The sequence below is a fragment of the Amycolatopsis sp. PSD-21 genome (assembly GCF_055561455.1).
Genome location: NZ_CM145712.1, coordinates 9,277,112 through 9,298,836, shown reverse-complemented (window position 1 = coordinate 9,298,836; position 21,725 = coordinate 9,277,112). Strand labels below are relative to the sequence as shown.

The following is a 21,725-nucleotide window of genomic DNA, read 5'->3' as shown; positions in this document are numbered from 1 at the left end:
GGCGGCATGGTCAGATTCGGCGTCAACATGGTCGTCCCGGAGACCCGTGCGGCGTGGGTCGAGAAGTGCCGCAAGGCCGAGGACCTCGGATTCGACGTGATCGGCGCGGCCGACCATCTCGGCATGGCGCCGCCGTTCCCGGCCCTCGTGCTCGCCGCCGAGGTGACGACCCGCCCGCGGCTCAACACCTTCGTCATCAACACCGCCTTCTACAACCCCGTGCTGCTCGCCCGTGACGTCACCGGCACGGACCAGTTCACCGAGGGCAGGCTGGAGCTCGGCCTGGGGGCCGGTTACGTGAAGGCCGAATTCGAAGCGGCGGGAATGGAGTTCCCGCGCGCCGGAAAGCGCGTCGACCATCTCGAAAACACCATCGAGGTGCTCAATCGGCTCTATGCCGACGAAAGCCACAAACCGCCGACGGTGCAGAAGCCGGGTCCGCCGCTGATGATCGCCGGCCGCGGCGACAGGCTGCTCACCCTCGCCGCCGAACACGCCGACATCATCGGATTCACCGGCACGGCGGCCGTTCCCGACGGCGGCGCGCTCGCCGTCGAGGACGCGGCCGGAATCGAAGAGCGGGTGGACTTCGTCTGCGGAAAACTGAACGGGCGCGAGGCCGAATTCAACATCCTCTCGCATTTCGTCGCCGTGGTCGAAGACCGGCAAGAGGGTTTGGAGAGTCTGCGGGAACTGCTCGACGGCAAGCTCACCGTCGCGCAGCTCGCCGAACTGCCGACGGCTCTGGTCGGCACCCACGAACAGATCGCCGAACAGATCCTGGCGCACCGCGAGCGGTTCGGTTTCACCTATTTCACCGTGCTGGAGCACAACATGGACGCACTCGCGCCGGTGATCGAATCCTTGCGCGGCAAATGATCGACGTTCGCGGGCTCGGCGTGCAGGCCGGGGAGCACTGGCTGTTCGACGGACTCGATTTCGAGGTGGAGGCGGGCGAATGCGCGGTCATCGTCGGCCCCAACGGGGTCGGGAAATCGACCCTGCTGCGATGCCTGTACGGAACGCAGGCCCCGCAGCGGGGCCGCGTCGTCGTCGCGGGCGGTAAGCCCGACGAACGCGACGTTTCCTTCCGCCGCAAGGTTTCCGTGCTGTTCGACGATTCCGACTTCTTCGCCGAGCTGACCCCGCTCCAGCATCTCGAACTGCTGGAGGGCTCGTTCGGGGCCGATCTCGGCGATTTCGACGCGCTCCTGGCCGACGCGGGGCTTTCCGAACGCGCGAAAGTCACCGCGGGCAAGTTCTCGGCCGGGCAACGCCGTCGTCTGCTGCTCCTCGGCGCGACCGCGCGGCCGCACGACGTCCTGCTGCTCGACGAGCCCGAACGGGCGCTCGATGCCGCCGGGAAGGAATGGCTGACGTCGTTGATCAAGCGGTCGACCGACGCCGGGGCGGCCGTCGTCGTGGCCACGCACCATCCCCCGCTGCTCGAAGCGGCCGACTCCACCCTCGAGCTGTGGTGACCACGAAAGCCCCCACGCACGTCCCGGGAAGACAGCGATTCGGCGGCCTGTTCAACGGCGACTACCAGACCTTCCTGGCCCTGTTCGGTTTCGGCGCTCTGTTCACCGCCTTCCAGAACCTGCCGAAGCTCCGGGATTTCCTTTTCGGACAGTCCGTTGTGGACTTTCCGGCGGTCTTCGGGCTGCTGATCGTGCTGTGCGCGATGTTCTGGCGCGGCCTGCTGCGCCGCGGTTTCGTCTGGGCCGAGCCGGCGGCGCTGACGTGGATGGACTTCGCCCGCGTCGACAGGCGCCGAGTCGTCGTCAAGCGGATGTGGACGCTTTGGGTCGGGCTGGTCTTGGTGGTCGGCTACACCGGGGCGCTGGTCACCGCGATCGGCGGCGGCTCGAAGGACGTGTGGATCGCGATGTCGGCGCTGACCGCGTCCGGCGCGATCCTGGCGGCGGTCACAGCGCGGCGGACGGCTATTCGCGGGGAAACGTTCGCGCCGGTCGTGCTCGCCGTGGCCGGTCTGGCGTTCGCCGCCGCGGGATGGGGCCCGATCGCCGTCGAGGTGCTGGCCGGCGTGCTGTTCGTGGTGGCGGTCGCGGTGGCCTTCGGCGGCGAACCGATGTCCGGGGTCGGCCGTCAGGAACTCGTCGACGGCTGGAACGCGCGGCTCCTGCGGGCGATGGCCGCGGTCTTCATGGACCCCATGCTGCTGATCCCGGAGTCGAAGCCGGTGCCGTGGGTGTCGTTGCGGCGTCCGACGACGCTGCGGCTCGCCTGGGCCGGAGTGCTCGGCCGGATGCGCTACGCGGCGGCCAGTGTGGTGATCGCGGGCCTGGTCGGCGTCGCTCACTTGGCCTTTCCGGCCATCCCGGCCGCGCCGCTGTTCGCGCTCGGCGCGTACGCGGCGCTCGTGCCGTTCGTCGGCGGGCTCGGCGAACTGTGGCGCAACCCCGGCCGCCGTCGGTGGCTCGGCGCGTCCGACTGGGAGTTACGGCTGGTCAACGGCCTGGTGATCGCGCTGTTCGGCCTCGTCTGGGGGCTCCTGCTCGGCCTGGTGACGCTGACGCTCGGAGTCTCCCCGGCCTGGCCGGTGTGGCTCGCGATCCCGCTCGCCGTCGTCGCCGCGGCGCGGACGGCCACCCGGCCGCCGATGAACTACGACGTCAGCGGCGGCGCGGCCGGGCTGCAAGCCTTGCGTGGTGTCGACCTGCTCGTCGTCGGCGCCGTCTTGCTCAGCGTGTTCGCCTGAGGTCACCCGTTCCCGCGTTCGGATCATTCGAATACTCCGAACGCGGGTTACCCTCGATGCGACGAAAGGAGCACGAGTGGGCGGCGGGCACGCACCGGGAAAGGGACGGCGGGCGACCAGCGAGTTCCCCGCGGGCTGGACCGACGAGCAGATCATCGCGGTGATCAAGGACGTCGCCAACGATCCGAGCGAACCCCGCCTCAGAATGCACAACGGCCGCTGGCGGTGCGCCGGCGAACGGTATGGCGTGCACCTGATCGTGCTGGTGGAGGACAACGGCAACGTCAAGACGGGCTATCCCGTGGCGGGTCCCGGCGTGGTCCGCAATCCCGACACCGCCGCCGACCCGGCGAACCCGACCGTCGCCGACCTCGCCGCCGGCCGGATCAGCTTCTTCGGCGACAGCCTCCTCGACCAGATCGGCGACCGCATCGCGCCGGACGTCCTGGCCTTCTACCGCACCTTGCACTGGTCGGGTGAGTGGGAAGAGCTGGCCGACGTCCTCGTCGCGCACGCGCTGAACGAGAATCTGCGGCTGGGCGTGGACGAATACGCGACGCTGGAAAGCCTGCTGAACAGCTTCGACCTGCCGATCGACGGCTTCCTCTACCTGAACGACCGGGCACACGCCCTGGCCGTCCTGCGCCCCTAGCTCGCTTCCGCGACTTGTTCGCCGCCGCCCTCGGCGGCCGCCCGCAGCGCGTCCAGCGGCAGCCCGACGGCGTCCGCGATCGCCATCACCGTGAAGAAGGCGGGCGTCGGGATCCGCCCGGTCTCGATCTTCCGGAGCGTCTCGACCGAGATCCCGGCCTCCGCCGCGACCTCGACCATGCTCCGCGACGACGCCGCGCGCGCGTCCCGGAGCGCCAGGCCCAGCCGCTCGCCGCGTTCACGTTCCTCGTCCGTCAACGGCACTCGCACCATGGTGCCAATACTAATACCGGTCCGGCCGGATTCCCGAGTTACGCCTCGGATCACGCGAGTTACGCCTTCAAGCACGCGAATTACGCCCCGGCGCACACCGGCCGCGAGCGTGTGCCGTCCCTCCAGTCACGCGTGTCGTCCGTCCGATCACGCGTGTCCCGGCCGGCCCGCCCAGTCATGCGAGATCCGACCCAGTCGCCACTGCCGCCCGCGAAGTTGTCCCCACCGAGTTACCCCCAGCCTGTGGACAACTCTGTGCACAGGTCGTGGACAACCCCAAAGAAAGGGCCCCGCCGAGCCGAAACTCGACGGGGCCACAATCCCTAGTGGCTTCAGGCGCCCGCGGGCACCGGAAGTGGGAGTCCGGGGAGGCTCTGGTCGTTCGGCACCTTGCCGTCGACGAGGTAGTCCTCCACGACCTTGTCCACACCCGCGTTGCCGCCGGCGTAGATGCCGTGGTCACCCTCACCGGTCACGGTGATCATCCGCGAGCCGGCGAACGCGCGGTGCGCACGGGTCGCGCCCTCGAGCGGGGTCGCCGGGTCGTTCACCGACTGGACGATCAGCACCGGCGGGACGCCGCGGCCGTCGAGCCTCGGCAGGTCGACCGGCTTGTTCTTCCAGAAGATGCACGGCTGGATCAGCCAGCCCGCGCCCAGCAGCGGCAGGTCGCGGTCGATCAGCTTCTGCGACTGCCGGATCACGCTGTTCCGGTTGCCGTACCACGGGCCCTCGTTGCAGGGGATGGACCAGAAGCTGGCGTTGTAGGAGTCGCCGTCGGTCGGGACGAACAGCGGCTGCGGGCCGATGACGCCGTCACCGTCCACCGTCTCCGCCTTGACCTTCTGAGCGGCCGACGCCTTCTGCTGCTGCGTCGAGGTGCCCTCGGTCAGCGTCTTCAGGTTGACCAGGTAGTCGGCCAGCGCCGTGAAGTTGCGCTTCGAGTAGAGGTACGACGCGATGGTCGAGTCGAGGGCGTTGGCCGAAACCGGGACGCCGTCCACCTCGACCGGGTTCTGGGTCAGCGCGAAGCGGACCTTCTCGTAGGTCTGGCGCGCGGCTTCACCGGTCTTGCCGAAGCCGTAGACCTTGTCGTACTTGCCGATCCACGGCAGGAAGTCCTGACGCCAGCGGCGCTCGAAGCCGAGCGGCTGCCAGTCGAACGAGTTCTGCCAGGTGGTGGTGAACTCGGTCGCGGAGTCGAGCAGGAAACGGCCCGTCCGGGTGGGGAACTGCTGCGCGTAGTGCGCGCCCATCCAGGTGCCCGCCGAGTAGCCGACCCAGTTGATCTTGTCGCGGCCCAGCAGGACACGCAGCAGGTCGATGTCGCGGATGGTCTGCGCGGTGTTGATGAGCGGGCCCAGCTCGCCGGACTTCACCTGGCAGGAGTCCGCCGCGTACTTGGTGGCGTCCAGGATCAGGTTGAGGTTCGCCCGGCTGCGGTCGCGCGGGTCGAGGTCCGAACCGGTGCCGATCGCGTTGCCGCAGGTGATGTTCGTGCTCTTGCCGGTGCCGCGCGGGTCGAGACCGATGATCTCCTGGTTCGCGCGGAGCTTCGTCTGGTTACGCAGGCGAGCCGGGAAGTTACGGCCCGGAGCGCCGGGGCCACCCGGGTTCGTGATGACGCTGGCCGTCGCCTTGCCGCTGGTGGCGGCGAGGCGGCTGACGGCGATCGTCAGGTCGATGTTCTCGTTCGTCTTGTACCAGTTACGCGGCGCGCGGTAGGTCGCGCACTCGATGTTCTCGGCCCCCGGAGGCGGCGCGGACGGCAGCTCGCTCGCGGTGCACTTGTGCCAATCGAGCTTCTGGTCCGCGTACTTCGCCGGAATGTTGGTGGAGTTCAGCGGCTGCTGACCGGCAGCCTCCGGCCCTGCGAACGCAGGCGTGAACCCGGCCAGCATGGTGCCGGCGACAGCCGGGATCACCACCGCATAGCGGAGTTTCTTCATCCGATGCCCCTTTGATCATGCGTGCGAAGTTCCTGTTCGCGACTGCGGCTATTGATATCCGCCGGGGCCCGGGACGGCAACCGCCCTTCGTCGGATGAGGCGTCGCTGATCAAATCGATATCGGGCGCGCGTGACCCGGACGGGGGAGAGGTTCTAGGGTCATCGGGACCATCCGGGGGTACGGGAACGTTAGGTGAGGTCCGATGGTGTCAGGTAAGGCAGACGGGAAGGTGAGGGGTTTTCAGTTCAGCCCCTGGAACCTCCTGTTGATCATCCCGTTGCTGGTGCTGATCACGTCCTTGTTCAATTCGGACGGTCCCCGGCTGTTCGGGATGCCGTTCTTCTACTGGTTCCAGTTCGTGTTCGTCGCGGTCGGTGTCCTGTGCACCTGGATCGTCTTCGTGATGACCAAGGACAAGCCGACCAGTGAGCGTCCCGACCGGCTGTCCGTGGACGAGCTCGACGAGGGGGACGTCAAGTGACCAACATCCAATGGCCAGAGCTGATCATCTTCACGATCCTCTTCGCGGTGGTCACCGTGCTCGGCTTCGTCGCGTCGCGCTGGAAGGCCGGCAACACCCTCGACCATCTGGACGAATGGGGTCTCGGCGGCCGCAAGTTCGGCTCGTGGATCACCTGGTTCCTGCTCGGTGGTGACCTCTACACGGCCTACACGTTTGTCGCGGTCCCCGCGCTGATGTTCAGCGCCGGCGCGATGGGCCTTTTCGCGCTGCCGTACACGATCATCGTCTACCCGATCGTGTTGATGCCGGCGCTGCGCATGTGGTCGGTCTCGCGCGTCCGCGGCTACGTCACGCCCGCCGACTTCGTCCGCGGCCGGTTCGGTTCGCCGACGCTGGCGCTGCTCATCGCGATCACCGGCATCGTCGCGACCATGCCGTACATCGCGCTGCAGCTCGTCGGCCTCGAAGCCGTGCTGCGGACGATGGGCATCAACGGCTCCGGCATCGTCGGCCACCTGCCGCTGCTGGTCGCCTTCATCATCCTGGCGGTCTACACGTACCAGTCGGGCCTTCGCGCGCCCGCGCTGATCGCGTTCGTCAAGGACATCCTGATCTACCTCGTGATCATCGTCGCGATCATCTACCTGCCCTCGAAGCTCGGCGGCTGGTCGGCGATCTTCGACGCGGCCGACGCGAAGTTCGACAAGACGCCGTCGCAGGCGGACGGCATCCTGCTCAACGCCAACAACCAGTTGCAGTACGCCACGCTGGCGCTCGGTTCGGCGCTCGCGCTGTTCCTGTACCCGCACTCGCTCACCAGCGTGCTCGCCTCGCGCGGCCGCAGCGTGATCAAGCGGAACATGGTCGCGCTGCCGGCGTACTCGCTGGTGCTGGGTCTGCTGGCGCTGCTCGGCTACGTCGCGATCAGCGCGTCGGTCTCGCCGATCACCAACAACGCGACCGGCAAGCCCGACACGAACACCGTCGTCCCGGTGCTGTTCGACACGCAGTTCTCGTCGTGGTTCGCCGGGATCGCGTTCGCCGCGATCGGGATCGGCGCGCTGGTACCCGCGGCGATCATGTCGATCGCGGCGGCCAACCTGTGGACCCGCAACATCTACAAGGAGTACATCAAGAAGAACGCGACGCCGGGCGAGGAGGCGAAGCAGGCCAAGCTCGCTTCGCTGATCGTGAAGTTCGGCGCGGTGGCGTTCATCCTGTTCATCGACCCGCAGTTCTCGATCGACCTGCAGCTCATCGGCGGTGTGCTGATCCTGCAGACACTGCCGGCGGTCGCGATCTCGCTCTACACGCGGTGGTTCCACCGCTGGGGCCTGATCGCCGGCTGGGTGGTCGGCATCGGCTGGGGCATGATCATGCTCTACAACATCCCCAACCCGGCGACCGGCAAGGCGCACTTCGGTGGCTCGGCGCTGAAGCTCGGTGATCTGTCGATCTTCGGCTGGCACCCGCTCAGCGGCTCGCAGCTGCAGATCTACGTCGGGTTCGTGGCGCTGATCGCGAACCTGCTGATCGCCGTGATCTTCACGGTGATCGCGCGGCAGCTGAAGGTCTTCAACGGCACGGACGACACCGAGGCCGCGGACTACCACGCCGACGAGCACGACAAGGATCTCCGCGAAATCGGCGTCCACTGAGTCAGCTGTGGGAAGGGGCCGCGTCCTGCCGGGACGCGGCCCTTTTCGTCGCGGCGCTCGCGGCGAGATAGAGCACGAGCCCGTTCAGCAGGTGCCAGAGGAAATGCGTCCCGGCGGGGAAGTTCCCGCAGACGGTGTGGTCGGCCGTGCGGAACGAAAGGGACACCCCGAAAACGCCCGCGGCGACGGCGAACCTGCGACGGTCTTCACCCTTGAGAACGACCGCGAAGATCACGAGCCCGATCAGCGCCGAGAGGTACAGCCCGCCGCCCAGTGACGCGACGACGGCGGTGAAGGCGAGGAACACGGGGATGCCGAGCCAGGCCAGCCGTCGGCGGACGCCGAAGAACACGTGCGGGAACACGGCGGCGTAGTACAGGACGAACACCAGGATGAAGCCGGTGTCCGCGGCGGCGGACCAGCGGGTGGCGAGCAGATGGAACGCCGTGCTGCCGAGGAACACCAGCCCGATGAGGGCGCCGAACACGCGGCCCTTCGGCTGCCGCCAGACCGCGATCGCCGCGATCAGGAACGCGAGATTGCTGAGGCTGTTGAGCGGCTCGCCCCAGAGCCCGGGGGCGAGGCGTTCGCAGTAGCCGTCGACGTACGCCGTCCAGTTCACTCCCCCAGCCAACCCTGTCCGCGTGAACTGCGGATGTCTTCGACGGCCTTTCGCCTCTGCTCACCGGCGGCCGGCGCGCGTTGCGTGTTGCGAAAGCCACTTTCGCAACCTTCAACGTTGCGAAAGTGGCTTTCGCATCACGCCCAGCCGTGTCCCGCGCGGCCCCTCGCCCACTTGTCCACACCCACCCACCGTTGTGGACAACTCGCCCCCGAACCCCTCCGCCCCCGCCCCCGCGGCACCCCCTCCCGATACGCTGGTGCGGGGCGCGCCCCCCTGGGAGTGGTGGGGGGTGGGGTAACGCGCGAGGCAAAGCAAAAGCGCTGGTCAGGGCGTCGCTGAGCAGGCCGTCAGGCGTCGGGTGAGGAAGCGGCGTTGCGGTTCCGAGCAGGGCAGCGCGAGCGCTCGCCGGTAGTGTTCCGCGGCTCGCGCCGGGTCGCCGGCCCGCTGCCACAGTGCGCCGAGCACGGCGGGCAGAAGGGTGTAATCCGGCAGGTCGGCCTCGATGGCTTCGAGTTCGGCGATCCCGGCAGCGGCGCCGTCCACCATCGAAAGCGCGATCGCGCGGTTCAGCCGCGCCACCGGCGAGGGCCGCAGCGCCAGCAGATCGTCGTACAGGCCGACGATCCGCCGCCAGTCCGGCGGCGAAACCGTGCTGTGGCACAGCGCGATCGCCGCCTCGACGTGGTACGCCGACATCTCCGGCCCGGTGCACGCCCGCTCGAACAGCCGCGTCCCCTCGGCGATCATCGCGTGATCCCAGCGGTCCCGGTCCTGTTCGTCGAGCAGCAGCAGGTCCCCCTCCCGGTCGACCCGCGCGGGCAGCCTGCTCCCCTGCAACAGCATCAGCGCGACCAGCGCCCGCACCCTCGGCAGATCCGTCTTCGGCTCGGCCAGCAGCAGCCGCCCCAGCCGGATCGCCTCCCCGCACAGTTCGCCGCGCACCGCGACCTCTCCGGTCGTCGCGTCGTAGCCTTCGTTGAAGAGCAGATAGAGCACGGCCAGCACACTGTCCACTCTGGACTCCAGTGCGTCCGGTCCGGGCAGTGACAGCGGCTTTCCCGACTCCCGCAACCACTTCTTCGCCCGCACGAGCCGCTGCGCCACCGTCGCCGGTTTCGTCAGCAGGGCCGCCGCGATCTCGTTCACGCCGAGTCCGCCGACCGTCTTCAACGTCAGCGCCACCTGCGAGACCGTCGGCAGCGCGGGATGACAGCACAGCAACATCAGCACGAGTTCGTCGTCCGTGCCGCGGCCGTCCTCGTGACCGTCGAGTTCCACGAGCCGCGGCAGCAGCGTGCGCAAGGTCCGCTCGCGCCGGACGACGTCCATCGCCCGGTTCCGTGCGGCGCGGAACAACCAGCCCTGAGGGTTGTCCGGCACCCCGCACTGCGGCCAGGCGCGCAGCGCCTGTTCCAGCGCGTCGGCGACGGCCTCCTCGGCGAGATCCAGCCGTTCGGGCCCGAGCGCCCTGGCCAGCGTGGCGACGATCCGCCCGGCACTGTGCCGGAACAGATGCTCCACCACGCCGGCCGGGCGGCTCATGACAGCCCGGAACGACTCAGGTGTTCCTCCCGAGGCGTGTCGAGGTCGAGTGCGATCTCACTGACCACGAACATCCCGACGCCGTCCACCGCGATCGGATGCGTTTCGAACAGCTTCGCCGCTTCATCGAGATCGGCGGCCTCGACCACGAGATACCCGGCGACGATCTCGCTGGCCTCGGTGAACGGGCCATCGGTGATCGTCCCGGCACGCACCACCCGCGATTCCGGGGCCAGCCCGGCGGCCGCGACCAGCTTGCCGGACGAACGCAGCTCCTCCTGCCAGGCGAAGTACCGGTCGATGCCGTTTTCGGCCGGCCCGCCCCCGGCGCCCTGGGTGAAGGTCATCAGACCGACGAACCTCGGCATCAGTCCTCGCAACCGCGTTCGCCGACCTTGCGCACCTCGATCGGCCCGAACGCCAGATGCGGATGCGTCGCGAAGATCTTCTCCGCCTGGTCGAGGTCCGCGGCCTCGATCACCTGGTAGCCGCCGACGATCTCGGTGGCCTCGGTGTGCGGTCCGTCGGTCGCGCCGACCTCACCGCCGGAACCGCGCAGCACCCGGCCGCCCCTCGACAGCCCGCCACCGCCGACGAAGCGGCCTTCCTTGGTGCGTTCGTCCGCCCAGGCCAGATAGCTCTCGAGCACACGTTGCGCTTCGTCGGGGCCGAGGTGGTCGTGCGAGTCCGCGGTGGAGCGGATGAAACCGATGTAGTGGGGCATGGTGTCCTCCTTGGGGATCGATGGTCCCTAGACGAACGAGCCCCCGGCGAATCGACATCAGTAGCGGAAGAGCCGGTCGTGCAGTTCACGCTGCCGCGCGGACCAGGCACTCAGCCTGGTCCGGCGACGCCGCCGTTTCAACACCTGCCGGACTTCGCGCACACACGGTTCGTTGGGCGCGAAGGCCTTCCCGGTCAGGAGGACGGCGTAGTGGCCATCCGGGCAGCGACCGGAAACGGAGATCATGCCCGGTGTCAGGTCGTCGACGAAATCGATCGAGCCGACCCCGACCACGGACCGGCGGTCGCAGGTGGGGCAGTAGACGACGAACACCTCACAGCTCCAGCCGCCAGGTCTGCCCGGTCAGCTCGTAACCGAAGCCCGTGATCGTCTCCTCGCTCACCAGCTGGAAGCCGGCCTTCCGGTAGATCGCCCGCGCCGCCTCCAGCAACGAGACCGTCCAGAGTTCCATCGCCTGGTAGCCGGAGGCCCTCGCGAACTCGACGCATTCGGCGACCAGGCGTTTCCCGACGCCACGTCCCCGCGCGGCCGGTTCCAGGAGCAGCATCCGCAGCTTCGCGGTGGTGCCGTCTTCGGCGGGCATGCAGAAGACGCTGCCGACGCGTTCGCCGTCGAGTTCGGCGATCCAGCCCGCTTGGCGCGGGTCTCCGCGCCGGTCGACGTACTCCGCGACGACACGGGCGACGAGCGCTTCGAAACGTTCGTCCCAGCCGTACTCGCGGGAGTAGAGGGCGCCGTGGCGGTGGACCACCCAGCCGAAGTCACCCGGCCGGGGCGGGCGCAGGACCAGCGTGGGATCCCAGGCGCGCTCACCGACCAGCGAGGTGATCGTGTCCATGGCGCCGAGCAGCCGTTTCTGCTCGTCTTCGCCGAACTTGCCGAGCAGCGAGCCGATCCGGCCCACCGACCGTTGGTCGAGGACGGCGAACGCCTTGCGGCCGTCCTCGGTCAGCCGGACGATCTGACGGCGCGCGTCCTCGTCACTGCGTTCGCGGGTGAGGAGACCTCGCCCTTCGAGCCTCGCGAGCAGCCTGCTCGCGTACCCGGCGTCGAGGTCGAGACGTTTGCGCAGGTCGGTGACCTGGGTCGAATCCTGCTGCGCGAGTTCGAAGATGACCCTGGCTTCGCTCAGGGAGTACTCGGCGTCGGCCGGTCCTTCGTCGAGGACGCCGATCACGCCGGTGTACAGGCGGTTGAAGGCCCGGACGGTCGCCACCCGGTCCGCGGATCGATTCATTTGACCACCTCAACAGATTCGTTGACTGGGTCAAGTGTTACCCCGCGAAGCGGTGAAGGCAAGAAATCTTTCCGGGGGTGGACATATGGAAACCCCGTGATGCTGCCAGGTCGGGGGTCCGCCAGCATCACGGGGTCGTAGTGGGTATCGACGCCACGTTCCGCGGCGTTACACCTCACGCACTATGTGTCGTAGGTCACTCGAACGGGCGACACCTACAACGGTTGTTGTCGAGTCAGCGCATGTGCGTGTGACGCGCCTGGGAGATAGCGATGAGCTCCTGACGAACGGTCGCGGTGGCCGCGGTGTCGATCGCCCGGTTCAGGGCCCGGCGAGTACGAGCCTCGGCGCGACGGGCACGGAGCTTGGCGGCGATGTTGTTCATCGGTTTTTGTCATCCCCTTGGGAGTAGATCTTGCGTCTTCGTGGCTGTGCTTCTAGTATGCACCCTTTTTCACAAGGAAGCCAACGATTATCCGGTGACTTGGCACACCTGCCGATGAATCATCGGCAACAAGAGCGTAAAACCGGAGAGATTTGGTGGCCCCGGTCACTTCTTGGTAACGCCGAGGACAGGGCAAAGCCTCGGTAGAGGTCTCTACCGCTTTCTAGGATTTACGCGATAAAGCCTGAGAGAGGCTTAGTCCCGGCCGAGCAGGTAGTGGCCGAAGTGCGGGACGGTGAAGGCGATGTGCCCGCGTTCGGCGGAGTACACCAGGCCCTTCTTCATCAGGCTGTCCCGCGCCGGAGACAGCGACGAAGGCTTCCGCCCCAGGTAGACGGCCACATCGGCGGTACCGGCGGACTCGTCCCGGCCCTGGGTCAGCTCGGCCATCGCGAGCAGGTACTCGCGTTCGGCCGGCGTCGCGCGCTCGTAGCGGGAGCCGAAGAAGCCGACCGCGAGCTCCGATTCGGCCTCCGGCGCCGCGACCTGGACGTCCTTCACGGTGATCGGATCCGCCGGCGCGGCATCCCAGGCGGCCTTGCCGTAGGCCTGGATGAAGTACGGATATCCGCCCGACGCGTCGAACAGGGCGTCCAGCGCCTCCGGTTCGATGCCCGCGTCCTCCCGTTCGATGGGGGCCATCACCGCGAGGTCGGCGTCCTCGCGCTCCAGCCGGTCGATACGCGCGTAACGGAAGAGGCGTTCCGAGTACGACTTCGACGCCGAAAGGACGGCGGGCACGTGCGGCAGCCCCGCGCCGACCACGACCAGCGGCGCCCCGGACTGCGAAAGTTCGTGGCAGGCGGCGCAGAGCGCGGAAACGTCCTCCGGCAGCAGGTCCTGGATCTCGTCGATCAGCAGCGCGACCCCGGTGCCGACGTCGGCCGCCAGTTCGGCGACCTCGGTGAACAGCTCGACCAGGTCGATCTCGATGTCGCCGGAATCGGCGCGGCCCTGAGCGGCGGGCACGTCGATGCCCGGTTGCCAGCGGTCACGGAGCTTCGCGTCCGGTTTGTTGGCGCGCAGCGCGAACGCCTTGAGCACGCCGAGCACCTGCTCGACCCGGTCCGGCGCGCGATGGCGCACGGCGAGGTCGCGGATCGCGCGGTGCAGCGCGGCCGACAGCGGCCGCCGAAGTTCGGTGTCGGGGCGGGCTTCGATCTTGCCCGCGCCCCAGCCGTGCTTGATGGCCCGCGAACGCAGCTCGCCCAGCAGCACGGTCTTCCCCACGCCACGCAGGCCGGTCAGCATCAGGCTGCGTTCGGGTCTCCCGCGGGCGACCCGTTCGAGCACGACCTCGAAGGCCTGGAGCTCGCGCACGCGGCCTGCCAGCTCGGGCGGCCGTTGACCGGCGCCCGGGGCGAAGGGGTTGCGGATGGGATCCACTCTCACACGCTATCGGCGTTTCTAGCGTGGACCCGATATTCCGCCATAGAGGGATAGGCGTGTCGCGACGGGTTACTCCGAGTGGACGGGTCTGCAGCCCCGTCCCTCGTCCCTAGTCGCGCAGGTTGCGCTCGGCGTAGACCGCCATCGCGTCACGGATGTACTCCGCGGTCCCCTCACCGTGCTTCTCGTCGTACTGCCCGTAGCGCGGGTCGTCGACGTACAGCTGCCCGAGACCGGCGAAGTAGCCCTTCGAGACGGCCCGCACAGCCGGCCGAAGCCACTCGTACAGCCGCTGCGTGATCGCCTGGGCCTCGTCACCGTCGGCGGGCAGACCCTTGGCGCGGGCCTCGCCGAAAGCGGCGGCGATGTCCTTCTGTTCCTGCTGGTGCGCCTTCTTGTCCTCGGCGCTCAGCGACTTCCACCACCGGTCACCCTGCTTGTAGGCGTCGGCGCCCCAGCGTTCGGTGACCTCCTTCTCGTACTTCGTGTGGTCGAAGCCGTCGAACACTTCCGTTGCCATCAGTTGTTCACCTCTTTCTGTCTTCTTCAAGGTCGTCCTGACCGATTCGATCTGCCGTCCGAGCCGCTGTCGCTCCTGCTCCAGCCACTTCAGGTGCGTGCGCAGCGCCGCTGTCGTGTCCTGCTCCCCTTCGAGGACTTCGGCGATCGCGGGCAGGCTCAGCCCGAGTTCGCGAAGCAGCAGGATCCGTTGCAGCCGCACCAGCGCGTCCTGGTCGTAGTAGCGGTATCCGTTGCTCCCCACCCGGCTCGGTTCGAGCAGCCCGATGTCGCCGTAGTGGCGCAGCGTGCGGCTCGTGGTCCCGGCCGAGCGGGCGATATCCTGGATCGACCACTCCTTCTCGTTCGGCATGTCCACGAAGGTAGAGGTTGACGTTGCGTCAAAGTCAATCGAAGTTCACCCGTCCGTGGCATGGTTCACGAATGAAGACATTCGCGCTGGTCATCGCCGCTGCGCTGACCTTGACGACGGCCGGGGTCGCCGACGCGCATCCGCGTCGCGCCTTCGACATCCAGGCTCACCGCGGCGGGCTCGGCCTCACGGTCGAGAGCACGCTCGCGTCCTTCGGCAAGGCGATGGAGCTGGGGGTGACCACGCTCGAACTCGACATCCAGATCACCAAGGACGGTCGCGAGGTGATCACCCACGACCGCAAGACCACCCCCGCGAAGTGCCGCGACACCGCGCCCGCGACGCCCGGCGACCCGGCGTACCCGTACGTCGGCAAGTACGTGAAGGATCTGACGTTCGCGCAGGTCCGCACGCTGGACTGCGGTTCGATCCGGCAGCCCGCGCATCCCGGCCAGACGCTCTCCCCCGGCGCCAAGATGCCGACGCTCGCCGAGCTCTTCCAGCTCGCCCGCGACCACCGTGCCTGGGGGATCAAGTTCAACATCGAGACGAAGGTCGAGGCCGCCGCGCCGCACGAGACGGCGCCGCGTGAGCAGTTCGTCCAGCGGGCGGTGCGCGAGATCGTGCGCGGCGGGTTCGCGCACAACGTCTCGATCCAGAGCTTCGACTGGGGCGCGCTGATGCGGTTCCGCGAGGTCGCGCCGTGGCTCCCGACGGTCGCGCTGACCCAGCCCGAGTTCCTGCAGGTCGGGCAGCCGGGCAAGTCGCCGTGGCTCGGCGGGATCGACATCGACGACTTCGGCGGCAGCCCCGTCCGCGCGGTGAAGTCGTTCGGCGCGAAGGCGCTCTCGCCGGTGCACGGCAACCCGCAGGGCGGCAAGGTCGGCGACCCCGACTACCGGCCGTTCACGACGAAGGCGCTGGTCACCGAGGCGCACCGGGCCGGGATCAAGGTCGTGCCCTGGACGATCAACGACCCGGCCACCATGCACAAGCTCATCGACGACGGCGTCGACGGCATCATCACCGACTACCCGGACCGGCTGCGGGAGGTCGCGGCGGACCGCGGGTTCAAGCTGCCCAAGGCGTATCGAGCCCGCTAGGGGAATCTAGCTCTATCTAGTGCCAGAGAAATATTCCGGGATACACCGTTAGCGCGGTTCGGCGACGTGGCGGGCGGGAAGACTGGGGTTAGGTTTGTTTCCCGGGTCCGGATCAGAAAGGTTACGACCGTGATTCTCCGTCGCGTCGCACGTCCGCTTCTCGCCGCGATCTTCATCTCCGGTGGGATCGGCGCGCTGAGGGACACCCAGGGGCACGCCAAAGCCGCGGAGCCGTTCCTCACCCAGTCCTTCGACAAGCTGGAGGGCGTGGTGCCGGAGTCGGTACCGCGCGACCCCGCCACCCTCGTCCGGATCGACGCCGCGGTGAAGGTCGGGGCCGGGGTCGCGCTCGCCGCGGGCAAGGCGCCGCGCCTGGCCTCGCTGCTGCTGCTCGGCAGCCTCGTCCCGACGACGCTGGCCGCGCACCGGTTCTGGGAGATCAACGAACCGGCCGAGCGTCAGCAGCAGCAGATCCAGTTCATCAAGAACGCCGGCCTGGCCGGTGGCCTGCTGCTCGCCGCCGCCGACACCGCCGGCAAGCCGTCGCTCGGCTGGCGCGCGAAGCGTGCCGCCTCCAAGACGGAGAAGCGCGCCGAGAAGCTGGCGAAGAAGGCCGAGAAGGCCATCACGAAGTAACGCCTGCCTCTAGCGAGGGGTAAGGCAACGGGGCGTCGTCGGTGCCGTGGGTCGTGAGTGGCGATTCGGGTTAGAACCCGAATCGCCACTCACGAGAACCCGAGGCGCTCGGTACCGCCGGCTGGGCTCGGCCGAGGTTGCGAAAGCCACTTTCGCAACCTTCAACGTTGCGAAAGTGGCTTTCGCAACGTCGGCCGTGGCCAGGCCTGGTGATCAGGTCGCGAAAGCCACTTTCGAGACCTCTGACGTCCCGAAAGTGGCTTTCGCGACACCGGCTCCAGCCCACCCAGGCCCCCACAGACCGGGCCGGGAAGTCAACGACGGCCGGAAGCCAGTAGGTACCTAAGACACCCTCGGCTAGAACCCGAATCGCCACTCACGACCGCCTGAACGCACGGGGTCACGAGGTGAGGGCCTCGATGTCCTCCGCCTCGACGACGGTGCGCACCTCGACCTCGATCTCGTCGAACAGCGCGGCGTAGGACTCGGCGAACGAGACGGCCTCGGCCAGGTCCTTGGCGTTGAACAGCGCGAACCCGCCGATGACCTCTTTGGCCTCGGTGAACGGGCCGTCGGTCGCGGTGATCTTGCCGCCGCGGCCCTTGCGGACCTTCGCGCCCATCTCCGACGGGTGCACGCCCTCCGCCGTGATCAGGATGCCCTTCTCGAACGAGTCCTCGATGAAGGCGCCCATCTTCTCGATGAACTCCTTGCTCGGGTTCCGGGCTTCCGGGGCGCTCTCGTCGAGCCGGTGCATCATCAGAAACCGCATCGCTGCTCCTCAGTGTCTTGGCGGGGCTGTTTCTACCCCGCCCTCACCGACGCGTCGAGCGGCTCGACGGCGGTTCGACATTTCTGCACAGAAGTTTTTTCTAGCGGCTCGCGACCTTCTTGTACTGGGCCGTCGCGAGCGGCGCGAAGATCGCGATGATGGCGACGCAGCACAGGATCGCGTACAGCGAGGCGTGCTCGGCGGGCCAGCCCGTCGGCGCCGCGCCGAAGCGGTTCCCGAACAGGTCACGGGCCGAGTTGATCACCGCGGTGAACGGGTTCCAGTCGGCGATGGCCTTCAGCACGCCCGGCAGCTTGTCCGCCGGGACGAACGCCGTCGAGATGAAGCTCAGCGGGAACATCCACATCAGCCCGGCACTCTGCGCGACCTCGACGCTGCGCGCGACGAGCCCGATCCACGCGCCGACCCAGGACAGCGCCCACGCGAACATCAGCATCACCAGGTAGCCGAGCACCGCGTCGAGGAAGCTGCCGCGGATCCGCCAGCCGACGAGCAGCCCGCAGAGCGACATGACGACCAGCGCGACCACGCTGATCACCAGGTCCGACGTCGTCCGGCCGAAGATCACCGCGAGGCGGGAGATCGGCAGCGAACGGAACCGGTCGATGATGCCCTTCTGCAGGTCGTTCGCGAACCCGATCACGGTGAAGGCCGAGTTGAACGCGACCGTCTGCGCGAAGATGCCCGCGATCAGGAACTCGCGATACGCGAGCCCGCCCGCCTCCCCGCCGATCGCGTCGCCGAAGACGTACGCGAACAGCAGCACGAACATGATCGGCTGCAGGGTCGCCGCCATCAGCCAGTCCGGGTTGCGCTGGACGTTCTTCAGGTTCCGCCAGGTGATCACGCCACCGTCGGAAAAGGCCTTCGCGACCGCGCTCACTTCTTGTCCCCCTCGTCCGTCGCGTGCCCCGTCAGCGAAAGGAACACGTCGTCGAGCGTCGGCCGGTGCAGCGCGACGTCCTGAATGGCGACGCCGTGGCCGTCCAGCCGCCGCAGTGCCTCGATCAACGCCTTCGGCCCGCCCTCGACCAGGACGTCGACCTTGCGGGTGTGCTCGTCGACCGACGGCGTGCCCGAGCCGACCTCGGTCAGCACCTGGGTGGTGATCGCGAGATCGCTCGTGTTCGCCACGACCAGTTCGAGTCGCTCGCCGCCGATCTCCTGCTTGAGCTCGTCGGCGGTGCCGCGCGCGATGACCTTCCCCTTGTCGATCACCACGATCGAGTCGGCGAGCTGATCGGCCTCCTCCAGATACTGCGTGGTCAGCAGCACCGTGGTGCCGTCGGCGACGAGCTCCTTGATGACCTCCCAGGTGTCGATCCGGCCGCGCGGATCGAGCCCGGTGGTCGGCTCGTCGAGGATCACCACGGTCGGCTCGGCGACCAGAGCGCCCGCTAGGTCGAGCCGCCGCCGCATACCGCCGGAGTACGTCTTGGCGGGACGATCCGCCGCGTCCTCCAGCCGGAACCGGACGAGCAGCTCACGCGCCCGCGACTTCGCCGCGGCCTTCTTACTCCCGTACAGCCTGCCGACCATGTACAGGTTCTCGAACCCGGTGAGGTTCTCGTCCACGGCGGCGTACTGCCCGGAGAGCCCGATCGACCGCCGGACGGCGTCGGGATGGGCCAGCACGTCGTGCCCGGCCACCTCCGCCTCGCCCGAATCCGGGCGGAGCAGCGTGGTCAGGATGCGGACCGTCGTCGTCTTCCCGGCACCGTTCGGCCCCAGCAGGCCGAGCACCTTGCCCTGGGGGATCGACAGATCGACCCCGTCGAGCGCGCGTGTGGACCCGTAGGTTTTGACCAGCGCTTTCGCCTGAACTGCGAACATGCGGCCAACCTAGACCCCGGCACCGACAAAGGCACCGGGGTTTTTCCCGGATCTGCTCCAGGCGAACGGCTTACTTCTCGAGGATCGCGGTGACGCCCTGGCCGCCCGCGGCGCAGATCGAGATGAGCCCGCGGCCGGAACCCTTCTCGTTCAACAGTTTCGCGAGGGTGGCGACGATACGGCCACCGGTCGCGGCGAACGGGTGCCCGGCCGCCAGCGAGGAGCCGTTGACGTTCAGCTTCGCCCGATCGATGGAGCCGAGGGGTTCGTCGAGGCCCAGCTTCGACTTCGCGAACTGCGGGTCCTCCCACGCCTTGAGGGTGGCGAGCACCTGCGACGCGAAGGCCTCGTGGATCTCGTAGAAGTCGAAGTCCTGCAAGGTGAGCCCGGCCCGCGTGAGCATCTGCGGGACGGCGTACGCGGGCGCCATCAGCAGGCCCTCGTCGCCGTGGACGTAGTCGACGGCCGCGGTCTGCGAGAACGTCAGGTACGCCAGCACCGGCAGCTTCCGCGCCTTGGCCCACTGCTCGGTCGCGAGCAGGACCGTCGACGCGCCGTCGGACAGCGGCGTCGAGTTGCCCGCGGTCATCGTGCCCTCGGGACCACCGAAGGCGGGCTTCAGCTTCGCGAGCTTCTCGACGCTGGAGTCCGGCCGCAGGTTCTGGTCACGCGCCAGCTTCAGGTACGGCGTCACCAGGTCGTCGAAGAAACCCTTGTCGTACGCCGCGCCGAGCCGCTGGTGGCTGGTCGCGGCGAGCTCGTCCTGCGCCTCGCGGGTGATCTCCCAGACCTTCGCGGTCAGCGCCGCGTGCTCGCCCATAGACAGGCCGGTGCGCGGCTCGGAGTTACGCGGGATCTCGGGGACGATGTGGCCGGGGCGCAGCTTCGCGGCGAGCTTCAACCGCTCGGGCAGCGTCTTCGCGGCGTTGAGTTGCACCAGGATCTGGCGCAGATCGTCGTTGACCGCCAGCGGCGCGTCGGACGTGGTGTCGACGCCGCCCGCGATGGCCGAGTCGATCTGGCCGAGGGCGATCTTGTTGGCGACGTTGATGATCGCCTGGAGGCCGGTGCCGCAGGCCATCTGCACGTCGGAGGCCGGGGTGGCGGGGTTCAGCCTGCTGCCGAGGACGCTTTCGCGGGCGAGGTTGAAGTCGCGGGCGTGCTTGAGCACGGCGCCGGCGGCGACCTCGCCGATCACCTCGTCCTGCAGGGAGAAGCGGCTGACCAGGCCGTCGAGGGCGGCCGTGAACATGTCCTGGTTCGACGCTTTCGCGTACGGGCCGTTCGAGCGGGCGAAGGGGATCCGGTTACCGCCGATGATCGCGACCTTGCGCACGGGTGCCGTCCTTTTCGTGGCCATTTTTTCCACTCCTCCGTAGGCTCTCTCACACTGTAACCTACTAGCGAGTAGGTTAGACTGCGACGTGACGCAAACTGCACGGGAGGCACGTAATGGCTGACAGGTACCAGCAGTTCACGAAATCCCCGGTGGGGAAGTTCGTGGTGCCGAAGCTCGGCCTGCCGAACCCCGCCACGCTCCGCCGGTACAAGCCCGGCCAGCCCGCCCTCGAGGGTCCCGCACTTCTGGGTGCCGCGCCGGGCGGCCGTCTCGAAAAGGTGATCGAGGCCCAGCTGCACCGCGCGGGTATCGAGGTCCTCTCGACGGCGGCCGACAAGCACGCCGCGCTCGTCTTCGACGCGACAGGCGTGAAGGACCCGAAGCAGCTTCGCGAGGTCTACAACTTCTTCCACCCGGTGATCCGGAGCGTCGGGCCCTCGGGCCGCGTCGTCGTCCTCGGGACGCCGCCGGAACTGGCCGAAGGACACGAGCGGATCGCCCAGCGCGCTCTCGAAGGCTTCGTCCGTTCCGTCGGTAAGGAGCTGAAGCGCGGCGCGACCGCTCAGCTCGTGTACGTCGCCGAAGGTGCCGAAGAGGCCACTGAGTCCACGATCCGGTTCCTGCTTTCGTCGAAGTCCGCCTTCGTGGACGCCCAGGTCATCCGCGTGGGCACCGAGACCAAGACCGCATCCGCCCCGGCCGACTGGACGAAGCCCCTCGACGGCAAGGTCGCCCTGGTCACCGGCGCTTCCCGCGGTATCGGCGCCGCCATCGCCGAGGTGCTGGGCCGCGACGGCGCCCACGTCGTCGCGCTCGACATCCCCGCGCAGGGCGCGGACCTGTCCAAGGTGGCCAACAAGGTCGGCGGCTCGTCGCTGCAGCTGGACATCACCGCCGCCGACGCGCCGGAGAAGCTCGCCGAGTACCTGACCACGCGCCACGGCGGCGTCGACATCGTCGTGCACAACGCGGGCATCACGCGGGACAAGACGCTCGGCAACATGACCGAAGGCGGCTGGGACTCGGTCATCGCGGTCAACCTCGCCTCGCAGCTCGCGGTGAACGAGAAGCTCCTCGCCGACAAGGTGCTGCACGAGAACGGCCGCATCATCGGCGTCTCCTCGATCGCCGGGATCGCGGGCAACGTCGGCCAGACCAACTACGCCACCAGCAAGGCGGGCGTCATCGGGATGGTGAACGACGGCGCGCCGAAGCTCGCCGAGTACGGCGGCACGATCAACGCCGTCGCGCCCGGTTTCATCGAGACCAAGATGACCGCCGCCGTCCCGCTGTTCATCCGCGAGGCCGGGCGGCGGCTGTCCAGCCTCGGCCAGGGCGGGCTCCCGGTCGACGTCGCAGAGACGATCGCCTGGTACGCGAACCCGGCTTCGGCCGCGGTCAACGGCAACGTGGTCCGCGTCTGCGGCCAGGCACTGCTGGGGGCGTGAGC

Annotated in this window: 24 protein-coding genes; 9 read left to right on the top strand and 15 right to left on the bottom strand. The window is 68.3% G+C overall.

The window, feature by feature from the left end; all coding sequences use genetic code 11:
* Positions 1-6 precede the first annotated feature (6 nt).
* The 4 genes from ACZ1DY_RS43920 to ACZ1DY_RS43905 all read left to right on the top strand — a co-directional run bounded on the left by ACZ1DY_RS43920 (position 7) and on the right by ACZ1DY_RS43905 (position 3,374).
* Positions 7-879 (top strand): LLM class F420-dependent oxidoreductase, encoded by an 873-nt coding sequence (locus tag ACZ1DY_RS43920; protein ID WP_465483186.1) that lies wholly within the window; start codon positions 7-9, stop codon positions 877-879.
* On the top strand, positions 876-1,481 hold the full coding sequence (locus tag ACZ1DY_RS43915) for an ABC transporter ATP-binding protein (protein WP_257483471.1): 606 nt from the start codon (positions 876-878) through the stop codon (positions 1,479-1,481). Before ACZ1DY_RS43920 ends, ACZ1DY_RS43915 begins: the two co-directional genes overlap by 4 nt.
* Entirely contained in the window at positions 1,475-2,722 is a 1,248-nt protein-coding gene (locus tag ACZ1DY_RS43910; protein WP_465483185.1) for a DUF6297 family protein, read from the top strand. The genes ACZ1DY_RS43915 and ACZ1DY_RS43910 overlap by 7 nt, the downstream gene beginning before the upstream one ends.
* Positions 2,723-2,798: 76 nt before the next feature.
* Complete coding sequence (locus ACZ1DY_RS43905; RefSeq protein ID WP_257483469.1) at positions 2,799-3,374, top strand: EndoU domain-containing protein; 576 nt, start codon at positions 2,799-2,801, stop codon at positions 3,372-3,374.
* Here the strand turns inward: ACZ1DY_RS43905 and ACZ1DY_RS43900 are convergent.
* Together ACZ1DY_RS43900 and ACZ1DY_RS43895 are read right to left on the bottom strand one after the other, a co-directional pair.
* The gene (locus ACZ1DY_RS43900) at positions 3,371-3,646 is read right to left on the bottom strand and encodes a helix-turn-helix domain-containing protein (protein WP_126737409.1); all 276 of its coding nucleotides are present in this window, start codon (positions 3,644-3,646) and stop codon (positions 3,371-3,373) included. The two genes, ACZ1DY_RS43905 and ACZ1DY_RS43900, sit on opposite strands and share 4 nt — an antisense overlap.
* Before the next feature lie 332 nt (positions 3,647-3,978).
* Positions 3,979-5,595 carry an alpha/beta hydrolase gene (locus tag ACZ1DY_RS43895; RefSeq protein WP_034314212.1) on the bottom strand — a complete coding sequence of 539 codons (1,617 nt, stop codon included), beginning with the start codon at positions 5,593-5,595 and terminating at the stop codon, positions 3,979-3,981.
* A gap of 203 nt (positions 5,596-5,798) precedes the next feature.
* Between ACZ1DY_RS43895 and ACZ1DY_RS43890 the strand changes: the two genes are divergently transcribed.
* Together ACZ1DY_RS43890 and mctP are read left to right on the top strand one after the other, a co-directional pair.
* On the top strand, positions 5,799-6,077 hold the full coding sequence (locus tag ACZ1DY_RS43890; RefSeq protein ID WP_185927414.1) for a DUF3311 domain-containing protein: 279 nt from the start codon (positions 5,799-5,801) through the stop codon (positions 6,075-6,077).
* Positions 6,074-7,717 carry a monocarboxylate uptake permease MctP gene (gene mctP, locus ACZ1DY_RS43885; RefSeq protein ID WP_126737406.1) on the top strand — a complete coding sequence of 548 codons (1,644 nt, stop codon included), beginning with the start codon at positions 6,074-6,076 and terminating at the stop codon, positions 7,715-7,717. Before ACZ1DY_RS43890 ends, mctP begins: the two co-directional genes overlap by 4 nt.
* A 1-nt stretch (position 7,718) precedes the next feature.
* On the opposite strand, the gene ACZ1DY_RS43880 is transcribed toward mctP, so the two are convergent.
* The 9 genes from ACZ1DY_RS43880 to ACZ1DY_RS43840 all read right to left on the bottom strand — a co-directional run bounded on the left by ACZ1DY_RS43880 (position 7,719) and on the right by ACZ1DY_RS43840 (position 14,571).
* On the bottom strand, positions 7,719-8,339 hold the full coding sequence (locus ACZ1DY_RS43880; protein ID WP_465483184.1) for a hypothetical protein: 621 nt from the start codon (positions 8,337-8,339) through the stop codon (positions 7,719-7,721).
* Between the two features lie 327 nt (positions 8,340-8,666).
* Complete coding sequence (locus tag ACZ1DY_RS43875) at positions 8,667-9,884, bottom strand: RNA polymerase sigma factor (RefSeq protein WP_465483183.1); 1,218 nt, start codon at positions 9,882-9,884, stop codon at positions 8,667-8,669.
* Positions 9,881-10,252: a YciI family protein gene (locus ACZ1DY_RS43870; RefSeq protein ID WP_465483182.1), complete on the bottom strand. Its 372-nt coding sequence runs from the start codon at positions 10,250-10,252 to the stop codon at positions 9,881-9,883. The genes ACZ1DY_RS43875 and ACZ1DY_RS43870 overlap by 4 nt, the downstream gene beginning before the upstream one ends.
* A complete protein-coding gene (locus ACZ1DY_RS43865) occupies positions 10,252-10,608 on the bottom strand; it encodes a YciI family protein (RefSeq protein ID WP_126736194.1) in 357 nt (118 codons plus the stop codon). Before ACZ1DY_RS43865 ends, ACZ1DY_RS43870 begins: the two co-directional genes overlap by 1 nt.
* Before the next feature lie 57 nt (positions 10,609-10,665).
* The gene (locus ACZ1DY_RS43860) at positions 10,666-10,941 is read right to left on the bottom strand and encodes a hypothetical protein (protein WP_465483181.1); all 276 of its coding nucleotides are present in this window, start codon (positions 10,939-10,941) and stop codon (positions 10,666-10,668) included.
* A 1-nt stretch (position 10,942) separates the two neighbouring features.
* On the bottom strand, positions 10,943-11,866 hold the full coding sequence (locus ACZ1DY_RS43855) for a bifunctional helix-turn-helix transcriptional regulator/GNAT family N-acetyltransferase (protein ID WP_465483180.1): 924 nt from the start codon (positions 11,864-11,866) through the stop codon (positions 10,943-10,945).
* 235 nt (positions 11,867-12,101) lie between these two features.
* Complete coding sequence (locus ACZ1DY_RS43850) at positions 12,102-12,251, bottom strand: hypothetical protein (protein WP_007032374.1); 150 nt, start codon at positions 12,249-12,251, stop codon at positions 12,102-12,104.
* A 255-nt stretch (positions 12,252-12,506) separates the two neighbouring features.
* Complete coding sequence (locus tag ACZ1DY_RS43845) at positions 12,507-13,697, bottom strand: ATP-binding protein (RefSeq protein WP_007032375.1); 1,191 nt, start codon at positions 13,695-13,697, stop codon at positions 12,507-12,509.
* A 112-nt stretch (positions 13,698-13,809) separates the two neighbouring features.
* Positions 13,810-14,571, bottom strand: a complete 762-nt coding sequence (locus tag ACZ1DY_RS43840) for a MerR family transcriptional regulator (protein ID WP_465483179.1) — start codon at positions 14,569-14,571, stop codon at positions 13,810-13,812.
* Positions 14,572-14,642: 71 nt separating this feature from the next.
* Between ACZ1DY_RS43840 and ACZ1DY_RS43835 the strand changes: the two genes are divergently transcribed.
* The gene (locus ACZ1DY_RS43835; RefSeq protein ID WP_465483178.1) at positions 14,643-15,674 is read left to right on the top strand and encodes a glycerophosphodiester phosphodiesterase family protein; all 1,032 of its coding nucleotides are present in this window, start codon (positions 14,643-14,645) and stop codon (positions 15,672-15,674) included.
* A gap of 129 nt (positions 15,675-15,803) precedes the next feature.
* Positions 15,804-16,310, top strand: coding sequence for a DoxX family membrane protein (locus tag ACZ1DY_RS43830; RefSeq protein WP_192747207.1), 507 nt, complete (start codon positions 15,804-15,806; stop codon positions 16,308-16,310).
* A gap of 400 nt (positions 16,311-16,710) precedes the next feature.
* Here ACZ1DY_RS43830 and ACZ1DY_RS43825 read toward each other — a convergent pair whose 3' ends face one another.
* The 4 genes from ACZ1DY_RS43825 to ACZ1DY_RS43810 all read right to left on the bottom strand — a co-directional run bounded on the left by ACZ1DY_RS43825 (position 16,711) and on the right by ACZ1DY_RS43810 (position 20,296).
* Positions 16,711-17,082, bottom strand: coding sequence for a YciI family protein (locus ACZ1DY_RS43825; RefSeq protein WP_465483177.1), 372 nt, complete (start codon positions 17,080-17,082; stop codon positions 16,711-16,713).
* A 100-nt stretch (positions 17,083-17,182) separates the two neighbouring features.
* The gene (locus ACZ1DY_RS43820) at positions 17,183-17,986 is read right to left on the bottom strand and encodes an ABC transporter permease (RefSeq protein ID WP_037307367.1); all 804 of its coding nucleotides are present in this window, start codon (positions 17,984-17,986) and stop codon (positions 17,183-17,185) included.
* On the bottom strand, positions 17,983-18,936 hold the full coding sequence (locus ACZ1DY_RS43815) for an ATP-binding cassette domain-containing protein (protein ID WP_465483176.1): 954 nt from the start codon (positions 18,934-18,936) through the stop codon (positions 17,983-17,985). The genes ACZ1DY_RS43820 and ACZ1DY_RS43815 overlap by 4 nt, the downstream gene beginning before the upstream one ends.
* 70 nt (positions 18,937-19,006) lie before the next feature.
* Positions 19,007-20,296: an acetyl-CoA C-acetyltransferase gene (locus ACZ1DY_RS43810; RefSeq protein WP_192747204.1), complete on the bottom strand. Its 1,290-nt coding sequence runs from the start codon at positions 20,294-20,296 to the stop codon at positions 19,007-19,009.
* Positions 20,297-20,388: 92 nt separating this feature from the next.
* On the opposite strand from ACZ1DY_RS43810, the gene ACZ1DY_RS43805 reads away from it, so the two are divergent.
* Positions 20,389-21,723 carry a 3-oxoacyl-ACP reductase gene (locus ACZ1DY_RS43805; RefSeq protein WP_465483175.1) on the top strand — a complete coding sequence of 445 codons (1,335 nt, stop codon included), beginning with the start codon at positions 20,389-20,391 and terminating at the stop codon, positions 21,721-21,723.
* Positions 21,724-21,725 lie beyond the last annotated feature (2 nt).